Below are 15,306 nucleotides of genomic sequence, written 5' to 3'. Positions count from 1 at the left end.
GATATCAGATATTATATTTCTTCAATAAATTCAGTACTCTCAATATTTCGCCTACATTGGCAGCATAACTGATGGCTCCGCGTCCCGTAAAAGGAGGATTACCGTCGTATAACTCGGATAACGATCCTATACATCCCTGCGACATTTCGTCTTCATACCCGATAAGCATACGTTCCAGAAAAGAGACACCGCTCATTCCGAAAACCTTCAAATAAGCTTCGGCGTATGCTCCCATCAACCAGGGACGCGAAGGGCCCTGATGATATGCATAGGCACGCTCGATTTCCGAACCTACGTATGTAGGGTTATAACCATAACTTTTAGGGCTTAACGTACGTATACCCTTAGGGGTGAGCAGTTCTCTGGTAACGACTTCGAGAACCGTCTTTCTCTGCTTTTTATCCAGAGGTGTATATTCAAGAGCTAAAGCCCACAACATATTAGGACGTACGCTCCAGTCGGCAAAATTACCGTCTACATAATCGAACAGATAACCCGAATCATTCAGAAACATATCTACAAAAGAAACACCGGCCTCTTCCCCTATTTTCTTCCACTGGTCGCATTTAGCTTCCATTCCTGGAACAGATTGATGCAGAGCCGCGGCAAAATAGAGAGCATTATACCATAATGCGTTAAACTCTACAAGATATCCGCTGCGAGGAGTTACAGGACGTCCGTCCACCGTAGCATTCATCCATGAAATAACATGATCCTTGCCATTTGAATACAGCAAACTGTTCTCATGCAAAAAAAGGTTCGGATGTTTATCTTTAATAATATAGTCCAGAATATCAGAAACCAGTTTACCGTATTTTTCAAGACAATTTTCCAGCCCCGTTTCTTTGGCATATTGCTGGATTGTCCATATGGCCCATAATAATACATCGGGAGAATCTATCTCCTGTATCATTTCGTCTTTGTGTCCTTCGCTCATAAAACGTTTCAACGCCCGTTCCGCGGTTTTCATGACTGCCTCGAAAGCAGGAATATCATCGATAGCCAATGTACATCCGGGTAAACCGATGAATTCATCCCGGGCACGAACTTTAAACCACGGATAGCCGGCCAACAGGTAATTACCTTTCCGTTCTTTGATACATAATTGTTCCGCCGAATTTTTCAGGCAATTAAAAAAGCTCGATCTACGTGTCCTGTTCATAATCTCCTCCTCATAAGTACGGGTAAACGAGCGGGGTTTCGCCTCGCCTACTCCGGCGGAGAAAATGATACTTTCACCTTTTTTTATGGACATTTCGAAATATCCTGGAACATAAAGATCTTCCTGATAAGGATAACCTCTCTCCTGGTCTTTGATATACTCAATTCCCTTATACCAATGAGGATCGGGAGTGAATGTCACCGCTTTATTAAATTGCATATATAACCGGGGATATCCTTCATACAGACAACAACTTATGCCGTTAGTCGCCTCTTCATAGCTTTGATCCAGCACATAGTTTTCCTGACACAAGGCATTCGCATTCCTGAAAGCCAGAAAAGGCCGGAACTGCAAAGTCGTGGGAGAATGAGCCTCCAACAAAGTATATTTAATTAAAATACGATTCTCATGAGAGATAAATACTTTCTCTTTCGTAAGGATAACACCTCCTACCCTGTACATGGTCTGCGGCACTGCCTCACAATTAAACTCCCGGATATATTTATGCCCGTTGGGGCTATAACAATCTCCTTTATATTTATGCAAGCCGAGATTAAATGAGGCTCCGTGTTGTATCACCGTTTCGTCCAGAGAAGAGAGCAGAACGTGATTATCGCTGTCCAGTTCCGGAATCGGTATTACCAGAAGCCCATGCTGCTTGCGAGTATTGCAATCCACGATCGTCGTACACTGGTATGCTCCTGCCTTATTGGTTCGGAGAATCTCCTTGGGCAACGACTGCTCGAGATTTATCATCAAACTCTTATCAAACTTCAAATAACTCATATAATTATTTTAAAATCAGGTTAACAAACCCACAAGGGGATAAATAATTTATAGTTGTTACGAATATAAAAAATACAATTGTAATATACAACCAATACCGATAAAATATTAACCTGCATTTTGGAAATTTATCATATTTATTTATTAAATATTAATAAATCAATCATTTACCCATATCCTGCAAAAAAAGCCCGGAAGAATACAAAAAACAGATTCTGCCGGGTTATATTCTATGTTCGGTAAAAATTTCTTCCTGTCCTATTTCAAACCGGAAGTAAAGCCGCACCGTTCATGTTACAAGGTTTCCAAGAATTTAGTCAAGTTTTCCAAGAACATCCGTACCGAAATCGCCAACAAGATAATACCGAAAAACTTACGTAATACATATACCCCCCCTTTTCCCAATAACCGTTCCAGTAAATGCACATTACGGATAACCACATAAATCAGGATGATATTCAGTACGAGAGCGATTATAATATTGGTTAAGCTGTACATAGCTCTCAACGACAATAATGCAGTAAAAGATCCGGCTCCGGCAATTAACGGAAATACGATAGGTACGATCGTAGCCGATCCTTCCGGACCGTCGTTACGAAATATCTCAACACCGAATATCATTTCTATAGCCATTACGAATATAACCAGAGAACCGGCTATAGCAAATGAAGATATATCCACGTGGAATAATTGAAGGATCATATTTCCCATGAACAGGAATGCAATAAAAGTCGCCAGCGAATAAATAGCCGCTTTACCGGCCTTAATATTGTTTCCCTTGTTTTTCAAGTCGATAATAATAGGAGTAAGCCCGGTAATATCTATTATCGCAAACAAAATAATAAATGCACTAAGAGTTTCCTGAAAATTGAAATGTAATTGCTCGAACATATGTCTTTTCCATTTAGTGACGCAAAGTTAATGAAAAAAAAAGAAATCAATAGTTTCTAAACAATTAAGATGTTTTTTATGTTTATATCCAAGGTTCGAATATTTTTTTTTATTTTTGAATACAAAATTATCACGTCCTATGGAAAGTATGTTTGAAATCCTTATGCAGCTTCCGCTTTTTCAGGGAGTAAGCCGTAACAAAATATCGGAATTAATTGAAAAAACCAAATTCCATTTTCTTAAATATGCTCCGGGAGAACCCATCGTACGGCGGGGAGAAGAATGTACCCACCTTAAATTCCTCATATCGGGAAGCGTACGTTCCGAAATGGTAAATAAAAACGGGAAAATAAAAATATCGGAGATCATACACTCACCTAACGTACTGGCTCCTAATCATATGTTCGGAAAGAACACGACCTATCCGGCCGATCTCTATGCCGTTGAGAGCACAGGTATTATGCAAATAGACAAAGCTACGTTCATACAGATTATGCAGGGAGAATCCATTTTCCTGATTAACCTGCTGAATATACTCTCCCGACGTTCACAAAAAAGCCTGGAAACCTTCCTCTCCATCTCATCGGGGGAAATGAAAGAAAAACTCGCTTTCTGGGTACTGAGTTTTTCCCAAAGAAAATCGACGGACATACGTATTATCTGCCGGCAAAAAGACCTATATTCTTTTTTCGGAGTGCAGCGTTCTGTCTTTATTAATGCTCTTAACGAATTAAAAGAAGCGGGTATTATAGATTACAATTCCAAAGAAATAATCATCCTTGACCGCGACCGTTTACGGGAGATACTGCAAGGAGAAGAAGAAGATATAGCTGAAGAAGGTTTTTGATACCCATTCTTCAAAACAACAAAAAGAGCCTGTGGAAAAATCTACAGGCTCTTTTCATATTATAAGAAACATTTCCTTTTCCCGCCTTACCTATCACTCTGCTTCGCGCTCGATCCGCTCCCGTATTTTATTCCAGGCATGCGTGCCGGACAAACAAGATTGCAATAAAGTCCCGCTCATTACTTTAAAACGGGACATCGGAATGACAAAGGTCATGATATTGCTCGCTACATGCGGCCGGGCCGAAGGGTCGAACAACCCTAAAAAGCAGCGATATCCGCCTTTACTATTTTCCCGTATCGCGTAAGTTATAGCATTGGCACATCCGGAACCGAAAACAGACATGACGGCATCTTCTTCATTATTGTCAAACGCAGCCCATGTCACCAGCCCGCTCAACATATCCGGCGTGGCATAGAACAGTAATCCTTCTGCGTCACCGAACGACTCAAGTTTATCTATTCTCGCAAAATTCAAGTAACTTTTAGCAGTACGGGGAACATCTATTTTTGCCAGCATATCTTCAACCAATCCGGGCGATTGTTTATAATGCTCTTTAAGCGAAACAAAATCAGGTACATAAGGAGGCATTTCGGCAAATCCGCAATAAAATTTACCGCCTCCGCACCCTATATTCCCCGCATTCAGACTCATCCCGTAACCGTTCCGTACAACATTCAGCCGGGAAAAAATACAATGACCCTTTTTGTCCGTTTGCGCTATGGCATTATCCGAATACCAAAAAGCAAGAGGCAGTTCCACCTTTTCGCCGAACGCCTTTTTGTAATTAAGAATAAAATCCTTAAGGATCATGATAAATTCAATTTTGATTTTATTAAAGCAAATATCGGCAACGAACTAATGTCCGTTGCCGATATTTATTCATTCCTGCATACTCTTATTTCTTCATTACTCTCACAATCTTTACCTGCTTATCTTTCTCTATATGAAAGAAATATACTCCAGACAAGAATCTTTCCAGTGAAATTACATCATTTTCACCTGTTATTTTCTGGACATGTACTACCGTTCCTGCAACATCTATCACTTTCAGGGTACAATCTTCAGCACCTGCAATCTGTAACTTATCCTCAAACGGATTCGGGTACACATTGATAGCCTGAGCAGAAAGATCATCTACTCCTGATTTTATATCAAATGCCACAGTTACCGTTGCAGCGGCCGACAAATCCGAAAGCGTATAAGTCGTTTCAGTTTCGTTTACAACCGTATTATTAAGCCTCCACTCTTTTACTTTGTAAGAAGCATCCGGCGTTGCGGTGAAAACCACATCTTTTCCTTCCTGAACTTGTGAACCGGAAGTTATCTCGGTACCGTCGACCGTAGCAGTAAGCGTACCTTCACCCGACACGGTATTAAAAGTAACCGGATACTCATTAACCGGAGATGCATATAATGTAAAACATTCATTCTCTACGACACTATTATTCGCATCTCTCACGGTAACGGTCATCTTCTTCCCGTCAACATCACAATGTAACCATCTGGCGTTTCTGCCCGTACTGGTCATATCGCCAAGCTGGATATGCATAGTTCCGCCGATCGCCGGCTCGAAAGTACGTTTATCGCCCGGAGGTACCAGATTATTTCCCTGATATATCTGCACACGCTCATAAGTATGACCATGTCCGCAAAATACTATCTGGACATTATGTTTATCCAATATGGGGCCGAATATCCCTTGTGAGCCCGGAGTAGAGGCCGAGGGGAATATCGGATAATGCAATGTAACGATTTTCCAGGTCTTGTCCGTCTTGCTCAATACGTCATCCATCCATTTTGCCGTTTCCTCCATAATAGCGGAAGGTGTTGCACCACCGCCTCTATGCTCCCAGTCCAAAGCCAGCACAAGCATATTGCCGTACTCTGCTGCATAAGAGCCCGTGCCAACCAACTTCGAATCATATTTGTCAGAAGGATCAACATGATGATGACCATTCATAAACTTAACGTTATCCGCATCGGGATTACCCATATATTCATGGTTTCCATAACCGGATATTATATCGATATTCGAGAAAACCGGACGCTGGTTAAACAGATATCCATAGTACGAATAACAATCATAACGGTCGTCAGAGTCCACAACATCACCTACGTTAAGATTGAATAAGGGTCTCTCAGGCATAGCCTCGATAGTCTCTGCCGCCGCCAGATACCTGTTCATTCCGTTATTTGATGATGCCTGTAAATCCCCGAATGCGCTGAACGAGAATTTTTTAGTAGGAGCTGTCGTCGTAAACTCTCTTGTCGAAGACCAGTTCACTCCATCGCCCACCTGATAAATATAAGTTGTTCCAGGTTCCAGGTTATCAACTGTTACGGAGCTGCCTTTGGTTACACCATTACTTACCACGGCATTGTATTCCAGTATTTTTGTCGTACCCGCAAATTCCCGGAAAGCCTCTTCTCCCTCAGACTTTTTCGCCAGCCTCATAATAGAAGGATCGGCAGCCTGTACAGGATTCGCCATCCAGGTTATGGTTTTCGATGTCGACGGATCGGCAGTCGTACCGGCACTGATGTATTCGGGAACTTTTGTCAAGAGAGGATTCAGTGTCCGTACCAGCTTAGTATAAGAGTATTTTCCATCCTTTTCAGCATAGACATTTACACTCTGTGCAGTACTGGTAAAATCCATTTCTGACGCGATACCGTCCGGACCCGTTACAGCCGAAGCGACTACTTCCGTCATTTTAGAATTTAGTGCGTACACCGTAGCACCTGACAACGGACTCCCGTCCAGATCGGTAACCAGTACTTCCCCGGGGGCTCCCACTATTCGCTTGTTTACAGTAAAATTATAGCTCGCCAATACATCATTGGCAAAAGCCTTAAACAAGGAGAATAATGACAATGAATTATCGGCATATACCGCTTTTGCAGAAACAGGAGAACACCTGAGAATATCAGTAGGATTACTGTTCTTCGAAATGTTTACCTTAATCGTTGCGAGCGTTTCCACCATGCCGGCAGTAATATCATTTTTCAGATTTATCGTCAAATATCCGTTCCTCGGATTGAATTCATAACTACTACCGTTCCGGGCACTCTCGGCAAACGTTACACCGTTCACTGCGTCGACAGAACCGATATTATTAAATTCCATCACAAGTTCCAGTTCTTTTACATCTTTCGAATTATTGGTATTGATTTTTATTTCAAACGGAGTACCGACATACGCTTTCGGAGCAGATTCTACAGTTACGGCAGTGCTCTTTCCGTCCGAGGCATCTATCGTAAATGTAGCCGTATTTTCTGCTATATTTCCGAAATTATCTTCCACATGGACTACCACATTATGCATTCCGTTAGACAGGTTCATATCGGCCAACGAAACCTTGTTGTTTTCATTATCCACTGCAAAACCTGCGTCTCCCGCTTTAAAATCATACCCGTCCACTATCATACGGATACTGTTGTAATTGATCCCGCTCACCGGGCTCCCTTGTTCATTAAAAGTAGCGGCCAAATCGATCTGAGTGGTTGTAAACGTACCGGTCAGGTTTTTTCCGTTTCCTGTCAAACCGGTTATCGCCGGAGGTGTCAAATCTTCAGTGAAAGATTGATTAGTTACGCGTATATTATCAATAATCACATAACCGTTAGCAAAATAATTCGGATATCCTTTCAGCACTAAAAGTCTGATTCCGTCAGGATGGAATTCATGTTTGGCAGGCAATTTACACTGGACATATTTCCATCCGGTCCAGTTAATTTTAGAAGCTAAATCGGTATTGGTTACACCTGAAGTAGAACCAATAGGTCTTGTTGAAACCCTAAGCCACATACCCTCTACTCCGGGAGTCGCGTAAACCCACATACCGAGCATTTTACCGCCCGAAGCGTTGCCGGGAATCTGAAGAGCTTCGCCCGATGTTCCCGGACTAATTTGAGCTGTAAGCGTCTGATTTTCTTGAGCATCGGTAAAGTCAATATTAACCTTTAATGCATAATTGCCAAAACGCACGAGATCGCCGTTCGCGGCATTCATCAATTCAAAACTCATCTTTTCCCCTCTACTACCGGGACGAGGAGTCCACTTAGAAGTACTCCCGCTCTCAAAATCATCGAGCATAATCACATCAGGATCTACTCCCGGGCCTGCTATTTGCGCTCTTACCACACTCGACATACAAAGCAGAAACATAAAAAATACCGTCGCCGCTCTGGTTAATTTCTTTGTTTTCATTACATAAATAGATTTAAGGCTGTTATATTTAATATATATCAAGCGTAAAGATAAAATATTTAAAATACTTTCCAAATAATTATAAGAACAACACATTGTTAAATAAACAAAATAAAGCACTACAAAACAAAAACAAACGGTACAATACTCATTCCAATAGAAGCTTTTCAAATAATATAAAAGGCTTCTTGTTTTCTGCCAAAATCATAATTATTACTTATCTTTTAACACGCTATCGATAACAGGCTTTATCCTCTGTTCCATGATTTCGTACCCTTTTCCGGTCGGATGTACTCCGTCACGGCTATATTCGTTTACCATCGCCCCGTCATCCTTTCTCATACCCGAATTGTAATCGACATACAAAATACCTCTTTTTTCCGCATAAGCCCTGATCTCACGATTCAATTCATCTATTTTCCCGGATACACCGGAAATATCCGGGTTCCATCCGAACACTACCGCCGGAAGTACCGAAGTTAAAATCACCTTTATCCCATTCGCCCGGGCTATCTCTGCCATCGACTCTATATTGCCCAATGTAAAATTCAGATCGTATTCTCCCGTATTTTCCGCAATATCGTTCGTCCCCGCATTAATCACGACCATATCGGGATGAAGAGCCAAGACATCATGGCGGAATCTCAATAGCATCTGGGAGCTGGTTTGTCCCTTAATACCCCGGCCGATATAATTATTCGAAGAAAAAAAGTCCGGACGTATTCTTACCCATCCCTCCGTTATGGAATTACCCATAAAAACAACGACAGGTCTTTTCACTTTCTGCGACAACAACTTTTCATTACTACCGGCGTAACGTTCCAGATTTGCCACTTTCATAATATCGGTTTTCTGTGCCGACAAACAGGCACAAACGAACAACAACACAACAACCCCTAAACTTTTTTTCATACTTATCTATTTAAAACAACCATCTCGTATATTCAAGAAAAACAATATAATAGTTTAAATTTAAGAATTACCAATAAATTCATGCCAAACTTACCCTCCTTATTTTTTTACCTCTTCAAAATTCAATAAAAGCAAATAGACAATCTCATGGCGATCAACCGAAATAAATCATTAATACTTAATTAATATTCTCCGCCGTAACGGGATTTCACTTTTTCTCTGACAAAGGTCGTATCATTTAATTCATCAAAATATTTTAAATAGTCCGCTCCTATCCATCTGTAAAATCCGCAATTTTCACGGATAAGATATATGAGTTTATTAGTTAACTTTACAGGTTGACCGTTATAATTTCCATAATTAGAAATACTACTTATACACAAAGAATCTATTTGGCCGTCACTATATGATATATAACATTTCATCCGGGCATCCATATAATCACTTTTTAATATTTTCCGTTCATCTAATTCTATTAATATCTCCCTTAAAACTTCTTTGTCTGTTATTATTGATTCAAGAATACATTGCGAAGTGGGTAAAAAACGTTCATCCTCCAAAGTATCTACTTTTTCAGGCAAATAGATAATCTCATGGCAATCAACTGCTGTTATTCTCTCAAACAAAACATTATAATACTACCATACTTTTATAGAATCGATCGTTCTCCCGGCCTCCTTGTTACTATGACAGGAAATAAAGAATAGGGTAAGCATTAAAATAACGTACTTTTTCATCGACTTTTTATTTCATATTCATGATATTATTCCCATAAATACGTTTCTACCTGTTACCGGACTATCGTAAAATCCTTTATAATTTCCCGGCCTTTGGTTACATATATATCTACCCTCTTATTTTCAGGAGTCAGGTAAAAGATTTCGTCGTCCGTACAAAAATAAGTACGGTCTCCATAGATTCTATAGGATTTTATTCCCGTATTCAGTTGCAAAGGTTTATAACGGCGGAATATTTTTAGCTTATTTTCGGATACGTCATACATCCAGATGGTGACATTCGTACGGTAATCGCTTTTATGATCATACCATATGGTCATGAATGTCAATCTCTCCGGACCTATCCATTGCGTATTCCGGGCAGAAACCAGTTCCTTGCCTTCCCAGTAAGTACTGGTCTGTTCACGATACGTCTTAATGGTACGTCTTTTACCTGTTTTTCGGTCTTGTATGTGGAGACGGATTACCCAATCTTCCGATTCTGTTTTACTGATATCCTCTATTGTCGGATAATAGATATAGCGGGGAAGGATTCCGACATTGCCTTCTAAACTAAATTTATTATTTTTATAAGTAATTATGACCGAATCCGCTCGATCTTTTTCTTTGAATGAGCATACCATCACTACATTATTTGTATCTTTTTCCATTTCCATAACATATACATCATTATCAACTTTAGTACAAACAGATAAATTGTTTCCATATAGCGAAAGGCCAACTGCATCTGTTGTCACTATATTTACATTAAACTGTCTACCATTATTTTCACCAATAGACGCATATGCGTTTTCATTATTAAAAAAAGTATGTATAAGTTCGCGTCCACCGTTATATAGAAACTCATCGGATTTGGAACCAAACGGCATATTTCGAGTCTCATATATACTCCCCGAATCAGCAGAGATTCGATGCAAAGTATATAAACTATCATTTTTGTCTAAGTTTTTCTGTACGAATTCTACATATGGAATAAATCCGCCCTTTACTTCTCCGAATAAGGTAAATGCTATTAATAAAGCCAATAATACAAATGCATGGTTCTTTTTCATATTTATTATTTTGTTCTTTTTAGTACAACTTTAAAATGCACGTTTAGAGGAATCGTTTCTAGTTGTTTATTAAAATCCTCCCATTGACCAGAATGAATTAATAAGCAACCCAGGGAAGTCCTCCCATATACCCTCCCTTTATCCGATGTAGCATGTATAAATATCGCTGTTTTATAACCATCTCCGTTAGCCCGGCCTCCTTGCTATTATGGCAGGAAATAAAGAATAGGGTAAGCATTAAAATAACGTACTTTTTCATCGACTTTTTATTTCATATTCATGATATTATTCCCATAAATACGTTTCTACCTGTTACCGGACTATCGTAAAATCCTCTATAATTTCCCGGCCTTTGGTTACATATATATCTACCCTCTTATTTTCAGGAGTCAGGTAAAAGATTTCGTCGTCCGTACAAAAATAAGTACGGTCTCCATAGATTCTATAGGATTTTATTCCCGTATTCAGTTGCAAAGGTTTATAACGGCGGAATATTTTTAGCTTATTTTCGGATACATCATACATCCAGATGGTGACATTCGTACGGTAATCGTTTTTATGATCATACCATGTGGTCATGAATGTTAGTCTCTCCGGACCTATCCATTGTGTATTCCGGTCCGAAACCAGTTCCTTGCCTTCCCAGTAAGTTCTGGTCTGCTCCCGGTACGTCTTAATGGTACGTCTTTTACCTGTTTTTCGGTCTTGTATGTGGAGGCGGATTATCAAATCTTCCGATTCTGTTTTACTGATATTCTCTATTGTCGGATAATAGATATAGCGGGGAAGGATTCCGACATTGCCTTCTAAACTAAATTTATTATCCTCCCATATAGCTTTTACTGAATCAACTTTTATTTTATCATTAAATCTATATATCATCACAATACAAGTATCATTATAGGCAAACGCAGCATATTGGCTGTCATTTTCTTTTGTATAAATCGCAAAATAGCTACCGTATAATGAAAGACCTGAAAAGTTTTGTGTCCGCAAATCTGTATAAAATTGCCTACCTTTATTTTCTCCAATAGCTGTATATGTTTTTTCATTACTAAAATAATTATGTATAAGTTCATGCCCTCCGTTATATAGAAACTCATCGGATTTGGAACCAAACGGCATATTTCGAGTCTCATATATACTCCCCGAATCAGCAGAGATTCGATGCAAAGTATATAAACTATCATTTTTGTCTAAGTTTATCTGTACGAATTCTACATATGGAATAAATCCGCCCTTTATTTCTCCGAATAAGGTAAATGCTATTAATAAAGCCAATAATACAAATGCATGGTTCTTTTTCATATTTATTATTTTGTTCTTTTTAGTACAACTTTAAAATGCACGTTTAGAGGAATCGTTTCTAGTTGTTTATTAAAATCCTCCCATTGACCAGAATGAATTAATAAGCAACCCAGGGAAGTCCTCCCATATACCCTCCCTTTATCCGATGTAGCATGTATAAATTTATAACCATCTCCGTTAGCCCGGCCTCCTTGCTATTATGGCAGGAAATAAAGAATAGGATAAACATTAAAATAACGTACTTTTTCATCGACTTTTTATTTCATATTCATGATATTATTCCCATAAATACGTTTCTACCTGTTACCGGACTATCGTAAAATCCGCTATAATTTCCCGGCCTTTGGTTACATATATATCTACCCTCTTATTTTCAGGAGTCAGGTAAAAGATTTCATGGTTCGTACAAAAATAAGTACGGTCTCCATAGATTCTATAGGATTTTATTCCCGTATTCAGTTGCAAAGGTTTATAACGGCGGAATATTTTTAGCTTATTTTCGGATACATCATACATCCAGATGGTGACATTCGTACGGTAATCGCTTTTATGATCATACCATGTGGTCATGAATGTCAATCTCTCCGGACCTATCCATTGCGTATTCCGGGCAGAAACCATTTCCTTGCCTTCCCAGTAAGTTCTGGTCTGTTCACGGTACGTCTTAATGGTACGTCTTTTACCTGTTTTTCGGTCTTGTATGTGGAGACGGATTATCAAATCTTCCGATTCTGTTTTACTGATATCCTCTATTGTTGGATAATAGATATAGCGGGGAAGGATTCCGACATTGCCTTCTAAACTAAATTTATTATCCTTCCATATGGCTTTTACTGAATCTATTTTCTCCTTACTACAAAATGAATATATCATTATTACATCACAAGTATCAGATTTTTCATTTTGTTGACAATATTCATAAGAACTAATTTTATCTTGAACGATAAAATTACGTCCATATAATGACAAACCAAATTTAAATTCCGTTATTGGCTCTACTTTATAATTTATATCGTTATTTATACCTATAATACTATAACTTTTAGAAGGAGAATATAATGAATGTATTAACTGATTGCTTCCATTATATCCAAAATCGCTATTGTATAATTTATTTTCTTTTTCGATTATTATAGGATAGTCACATTCTTTTCCTTTATCTAATGGAAATCTGTGTACAATTAGGATTGTATCGCTTTCCAATATTTTTACCGCCGCTTCAATATACGGAACAAGTATTTTATGCTGTGAATATGAAAAGACATATCCTATACTTAATACTACCAATATGAGATTTTTTTTCATTTCTCTATTATTTTAATTTATACGACGTCGTATTACAACCTTAAAATGAATGTTTACAGGGAAATCATGAAATTGTCTCTGAAAACCTTCCATTCCTTTCGGAGTAAGTAACAAACAACCCGTCGAAACATTACCTCTGGCCGCTCCGGTCATATTTGTACGGTGTATAAATATCTCTGTTTTATAACCATCTCCGTTAGCCCGGCCTCCTTGCTATTATGGCAGGAAATAAAGAATAGGGTAAGCATTAAAATAATATACTTTTTCATCGACTTTTTATTTGATATTCATGATATTATTCCCATAAATACGTTTCTACCTGTTACCGGACTATCGTAAAATCCTCTATAATTTCCCGGCCTTTGGTTACATATATATCTACCCTCTTATTTTCAGGAGTCAGGTAAAAGATTTCGTCGTCCGTACAAAAATAAGTACGGTCTCCATAGATTCTATAGGATTTTATTCCCGTATTCAGTTGCAAAGGTTTATAACGACGGAATATTTTTAGCTTATTTTCGGATACGTCATACATCCAGATGGTGACATTCGTACGGTAATCGCTTTTATGATCATACCATATGGTCATGAATGTCAATCTCTCCGGACCTATCCATTGCGTATTCCGGGCAGAAACCATTTCCTTGCCTTCCCAGTAAGTTCTGGTCTGTTCACGGTACGTCTTAATGGTACGTCTTTTACCTGTTTTTCGGTCTTGTATGTGGAGACGGATTACCAAATCTTCCGATTCTGTTTTACTGATATCCTCTATTGTCGGATAATAGATATAGCGGGGAAGGATTCCGGCATTGCCTTCTAAACTAAATTTATTATTTTTATAAGTAATTATGACCGAATCCGCTCGATCTTTTTCTTTGAATGAGCATACCATCACTACATTATTTGTATCTTTTTCCATTTCCATAACATATACATTATTATTAACTTTAGTACAAACAGATAAATTGTTTCCATATAGCGAAAGGCCAACTGCATCTGTTGTCACTATATTTACATTAAACTGTCTATCATTATTTTCACCAATAGACGCATATGCGTTTTCATTATTAAAAAAAGTATGTATAAGTTCGCGTCCACCATTGTAAAGAAACTCATCGGATTTGGAATAAAACGGCATATTTCGAGTCTCATATATACTCCCCGAATCAGCAGAGATTCGATGCAAAGTATATAAACTATCATTTTTGTCTAAGTTTATCTGTACGAATTCTACATATGGAATAAATCCGCCCTTTATTTCTCCGAATAAGGTAAATGTTATTAATAAAGCCAATAATACAAATGCATGGTTCTTTTTCATATTTATTATTTTGTTCTTTTTAGTACAACTTTAAAATGCACGTTTAGAGGAATCGTTTTTAGTTGTTTATTAAAATCATTCCATTGATCAAAATGAATTAATAAGCAACCCAGGGAAGTCCTCCCATATACCCTCCCTTTCTTCGATGTAGCATGTATAAATATCTCTGTTTTATAACCATCTCCGTTAGCCCGGCGTTGCCTTGGCCTATTATTATTTATCACACCATCCATCGTTCGGATATTATCTTTACCATCTTCAAATATCTGATAATATTTAGGAATTCCTCCACTTCCCGGTGAGTCTCGCCTTGTTGCCGTATAGACCCCTTCATCTATAGGTGTACATCTGGCTGCATTCGAGGTCATGGTATAACCCGTATAATTCTTTACGTCATCTGCTCCACCGGGGCCATAGACCGTTACCTTTGCATTAATAGCTCCGTTCCCGTCTATCGTTCTATCGTTTGCCAACCGTTCATTTCTCGAACCGTCAAATATCACAACTGCTTTCTGGCCGGTTAGTTTTACCGTATTTACCTGAAAACTTCCGTCCGTATCGACATAACTATACACATGAGTGTATTCACTTCCATTATGCCAATGATAGGTCGCTTCACCCTCTCCCGGGGCTTTGTAATAAAACCAATCCATTCCGTTATAATCCGCATACTTCAACGGATTATTGGCACACACGGCATAGGGAGAGATCCAGGGATATTTCTCACAAAGGGGGTCAATGGAAGTAAACAGGTTCAGCAAAGGGTCTCGCT

The 15,306-nt window shown here is 38.7% G+C and carries 12 protein-coding genes and 1 pseudogene; 1 reads left to right on the top strand and 12 read right to left on the bottom strand.

The features are described from left to right. Window positions 1-4: 4 nt before the first annotated feature. Complete coding sequence (locus OCV73_RS14255) at window positions 5-1,948, bottom strand: glycogen debranching enzyme N-terminal domain-containing protein (RefSeq protein WP_147553278.1); 1,944 nt, start codon at window positions 1,946-1,948, stop codon at window positions 5-7. A 294-nt stretch (window positions 1,949-2,242) separates the two neighbouring features. Next, the gene (locus OCV73_RS14250) at window positions 2,243-2,839 is read right to left on the bottom strand and encodes a MarC family protein (protein ID WP_147553276.1); all 597 of its coding nucleotides are present in this window, start codon (window positions 2,837-2,839) and stop codon (window positions 2,243-2,245) included. Between the two features lie 139 nt (window positions 2,840-2,978). On the opposite strand from OCV73_RS14250, the gene OCV73_RS14245 reads away from it, so the two are divergent. Next, window positions 2,979-3,686, top strand: coding sequence for a Crp/Fnr family transcriptional regulator (locus tag OCV73_RS14245; protein ID WP_147553275.1), 708 nt, complete (start codon window positions 2,979-2,981; stop codon window positions 3,684-3,686). Between the two features lie 93 nt (window positions 3,687-3,779). Here the strand turns inward: OCV73_RS14245 and OCV73_RS14240 are convergent, their stop codons facing one another. The 10 genes and pseudogenes from OCV73_RS14240 to OCV73_RS14195 all read right to left on the bottom strand — a co-directional run. Continuing rightward, window positions 3,780-4,499, bottom strand: coding sequence for a DUF169 domain-containing protein (locus OCV73_RS14240; RefSeq protein WP_147553273.1), 720 nt, complete (start codon window positions 4,497-4,499; stop codon window positions 3,780-3,782). A gap of 85 nt (window positions 4,500-4,584) precedes the next feature. Further along, entirely contained in the window at window positions 4,585-7,899 is a 3,315-nt protein-coding gene (locus OCV73_RS14235) for a fibronectin type III domain-containing protein (RefSeq protein WP_167551280.1), read from the bottom strand. Window positions 7,900-8,112: 213 nt separating this feature from the next. Beyond that, window positions 8,113-8,811 carry an SGNH/GDSL hydrolase family protein gene (locus tag OCV73_RS14230; protein ID WP_147553269.1) on the bottom strand — a complete coding sequence of 233 codons (699 nt, stop codon included), beginning with the start codon at window positions 8,809-8,811 and terminating at the stop codon, window positions 8,113-8,115. 182 nt (window positions 8,812-8,993) lie between these two features. Further along, window positions 8,994-9,437 (bottom strand): hypothetical protein, encoded by a 444-nt coding sequence (locus OCV73_RS14225; RefSeq protein ID WP_147553268.1) that lies wholly within the window; start codon window positions 9,435-9,437, stop codon window positions 8,994-8,996. Window positions 9,438-9,601: 164 nt separating this feature from the next. After that, entirely contained in the window at window positions 9,602-10,600 is a 999-nt protein-coding gene (locus OCV73_RS14220) for a hypothetical protein (protein ID WP_147553266.1), read from the bottom strand. 97 nt (window positions 10,601-10,697) lie between these two features. Beyond that, window positions 10,698-10,859 (bottom strand): hypothetical protein, encoded by a 162-nt coding sequence (locus tag OCV73_RS14215; RefSeq protein WP_167551279.1) that lies wholly within the window; start codon window positions 10,857-10,859, stop codon window positions 10,698-10,700. 53 nt (window positions 10,860-10,912) lie between these two features. Further along, a complete protein-coding gene (locus OCV73_RS14210; protein WP_147553264.1) occupies window positions 10,913-11,908 on the bottom strand; it encodes a hypothetical protein in 996 nt (331 codons plus the stop codon). A gap of 303 nt (window positions 11,909-12,211) precedes the next feature. Continuing rightward, window positions 12,212-13,213 carry a hypothetical protein gene (locus OCV73_RS14205; protein ID WP_147553262.1) on the bottom strand — a complete coding sequence of 334 codons (1,002 nt, stop codon included), beginning with the start codon at window positions 13,211-13,213 and terminating at the stop codon, window positions 12,212-12,214. A gap of 322 nt (window positions 13,214-13,535) precedes the next feature. Continuing rightward, window positions 13,536-14,534: a hypothetical protein gene (locus tag OCV73_RS14200; protein ID WP_147553260.1), complete on the bottom strand. Its 999-nt coding sequence runs from the start codon at window positions 14,532-14,534 to the stop codon at window positions 13,536-13,538. A gap of 5 nt (window positions 14,535-14,539) precedes the next feature. Then, window positions 14,540-15,306: pseudogene (locus OCV73_RS14195) on the bottom strand (hypothetical protein); the annotation flags it as partial.

The organism is Barnesiella propionica (assembly GCF_025567045.1).
Taxonomy (GTDB): Bacteria; Bacteroidota; Bacteroidia; order Bacteroidales; family Barnesiellaceae; genus Barnesiella_B; species Barnesiella_B propionica.
Note: the sequence above shows the minus strand (reverse complement) of the source record. Positions and strands in the feature narration are given on the sequence as shown.

Excerpts from the sequence above, each read along its gene's own strand:
- OCV73_RS14255 (WP_147553278.1), bottom strand. The coding sequence starts at position 1,948 with ATGAGTTATTTGAAGTTTGATAAGAGTTTGATGATAAATCTCGAGCAG.
- OCV73_RS14250 (WP_147553276.1), bottom strand. The coding sequence starts at position 2,839 with ATGTTCGAGCAATTACATTTCAATTTTCAGGAAACTCTTAGTGCATTT.
- OCV73_RS14245 (WP_147553275.1), top strand. The coding sequence starts at position 2,979 with ATGGAAAGTATGTTTGAAATCCTTATGCAGCTTCCGCTTTTTCAGGGA.
- OCV73_RS14240 (WP_147553273.1), bottom strand. The coding sequence starts at position 4,499 with ATGATCCTTAAGGATTTTATTCTTAATTACAAAAAGGCGTTCGGCGAA.
- OCV73_RS14235 (WP_167551280.1), bottom strand. The coding sequence starts at position 7,899 with ATGAAAACAAAGAAATTAACCAGAGCGGCGACGGTATTTTTTATGTTT.
- OCV73_RS14230 (WP_147553269.1), bottom strand. The coding sequence starts at position 8,811 with ATGAAAAAAAGTTTAGGGGTTGTTGTGTTGTTGTTCGTTTGTGCCTGT.
- OCV73_RS14220 (WP_147553266.1), bottom strand. The coding sequence starts at position 10,600 with ATGAAAAAGAACCATGCATTTGTATTATTGGCTTTATTAATAGCATTT.
- OCV73_RS14215 (WP_167551279.1), bottom strand. The coding sequence starts at position 10,859 with ATGAAAAAGTACGTTATTTTAATGCTTACCCTATTCTTTATTTCCTGC.
- OCV73_RS14210 (WP_147553264.1), bottom strand. The coding sequence starts at position 11,908 with ATGAAAAAGAACCATGCATTTGTATTATTGGCTTTATTAATAGCATTT.
- OCV73_RS14205 (WP_147553262.1), bottom strand. The coding sequence starts at position 13,213 with ATGAAAAAAAATCTCATATTGGTAGTATTAAGTATAGGATATGTCTTT.
- OCV73_RS14200 (WP_147553260.1), bottom strand. The coding sequence starts at position 14,534 with ATGAAAAAGAACCATGCATTTGTATTATTGGCTTTATTAATAACATTT.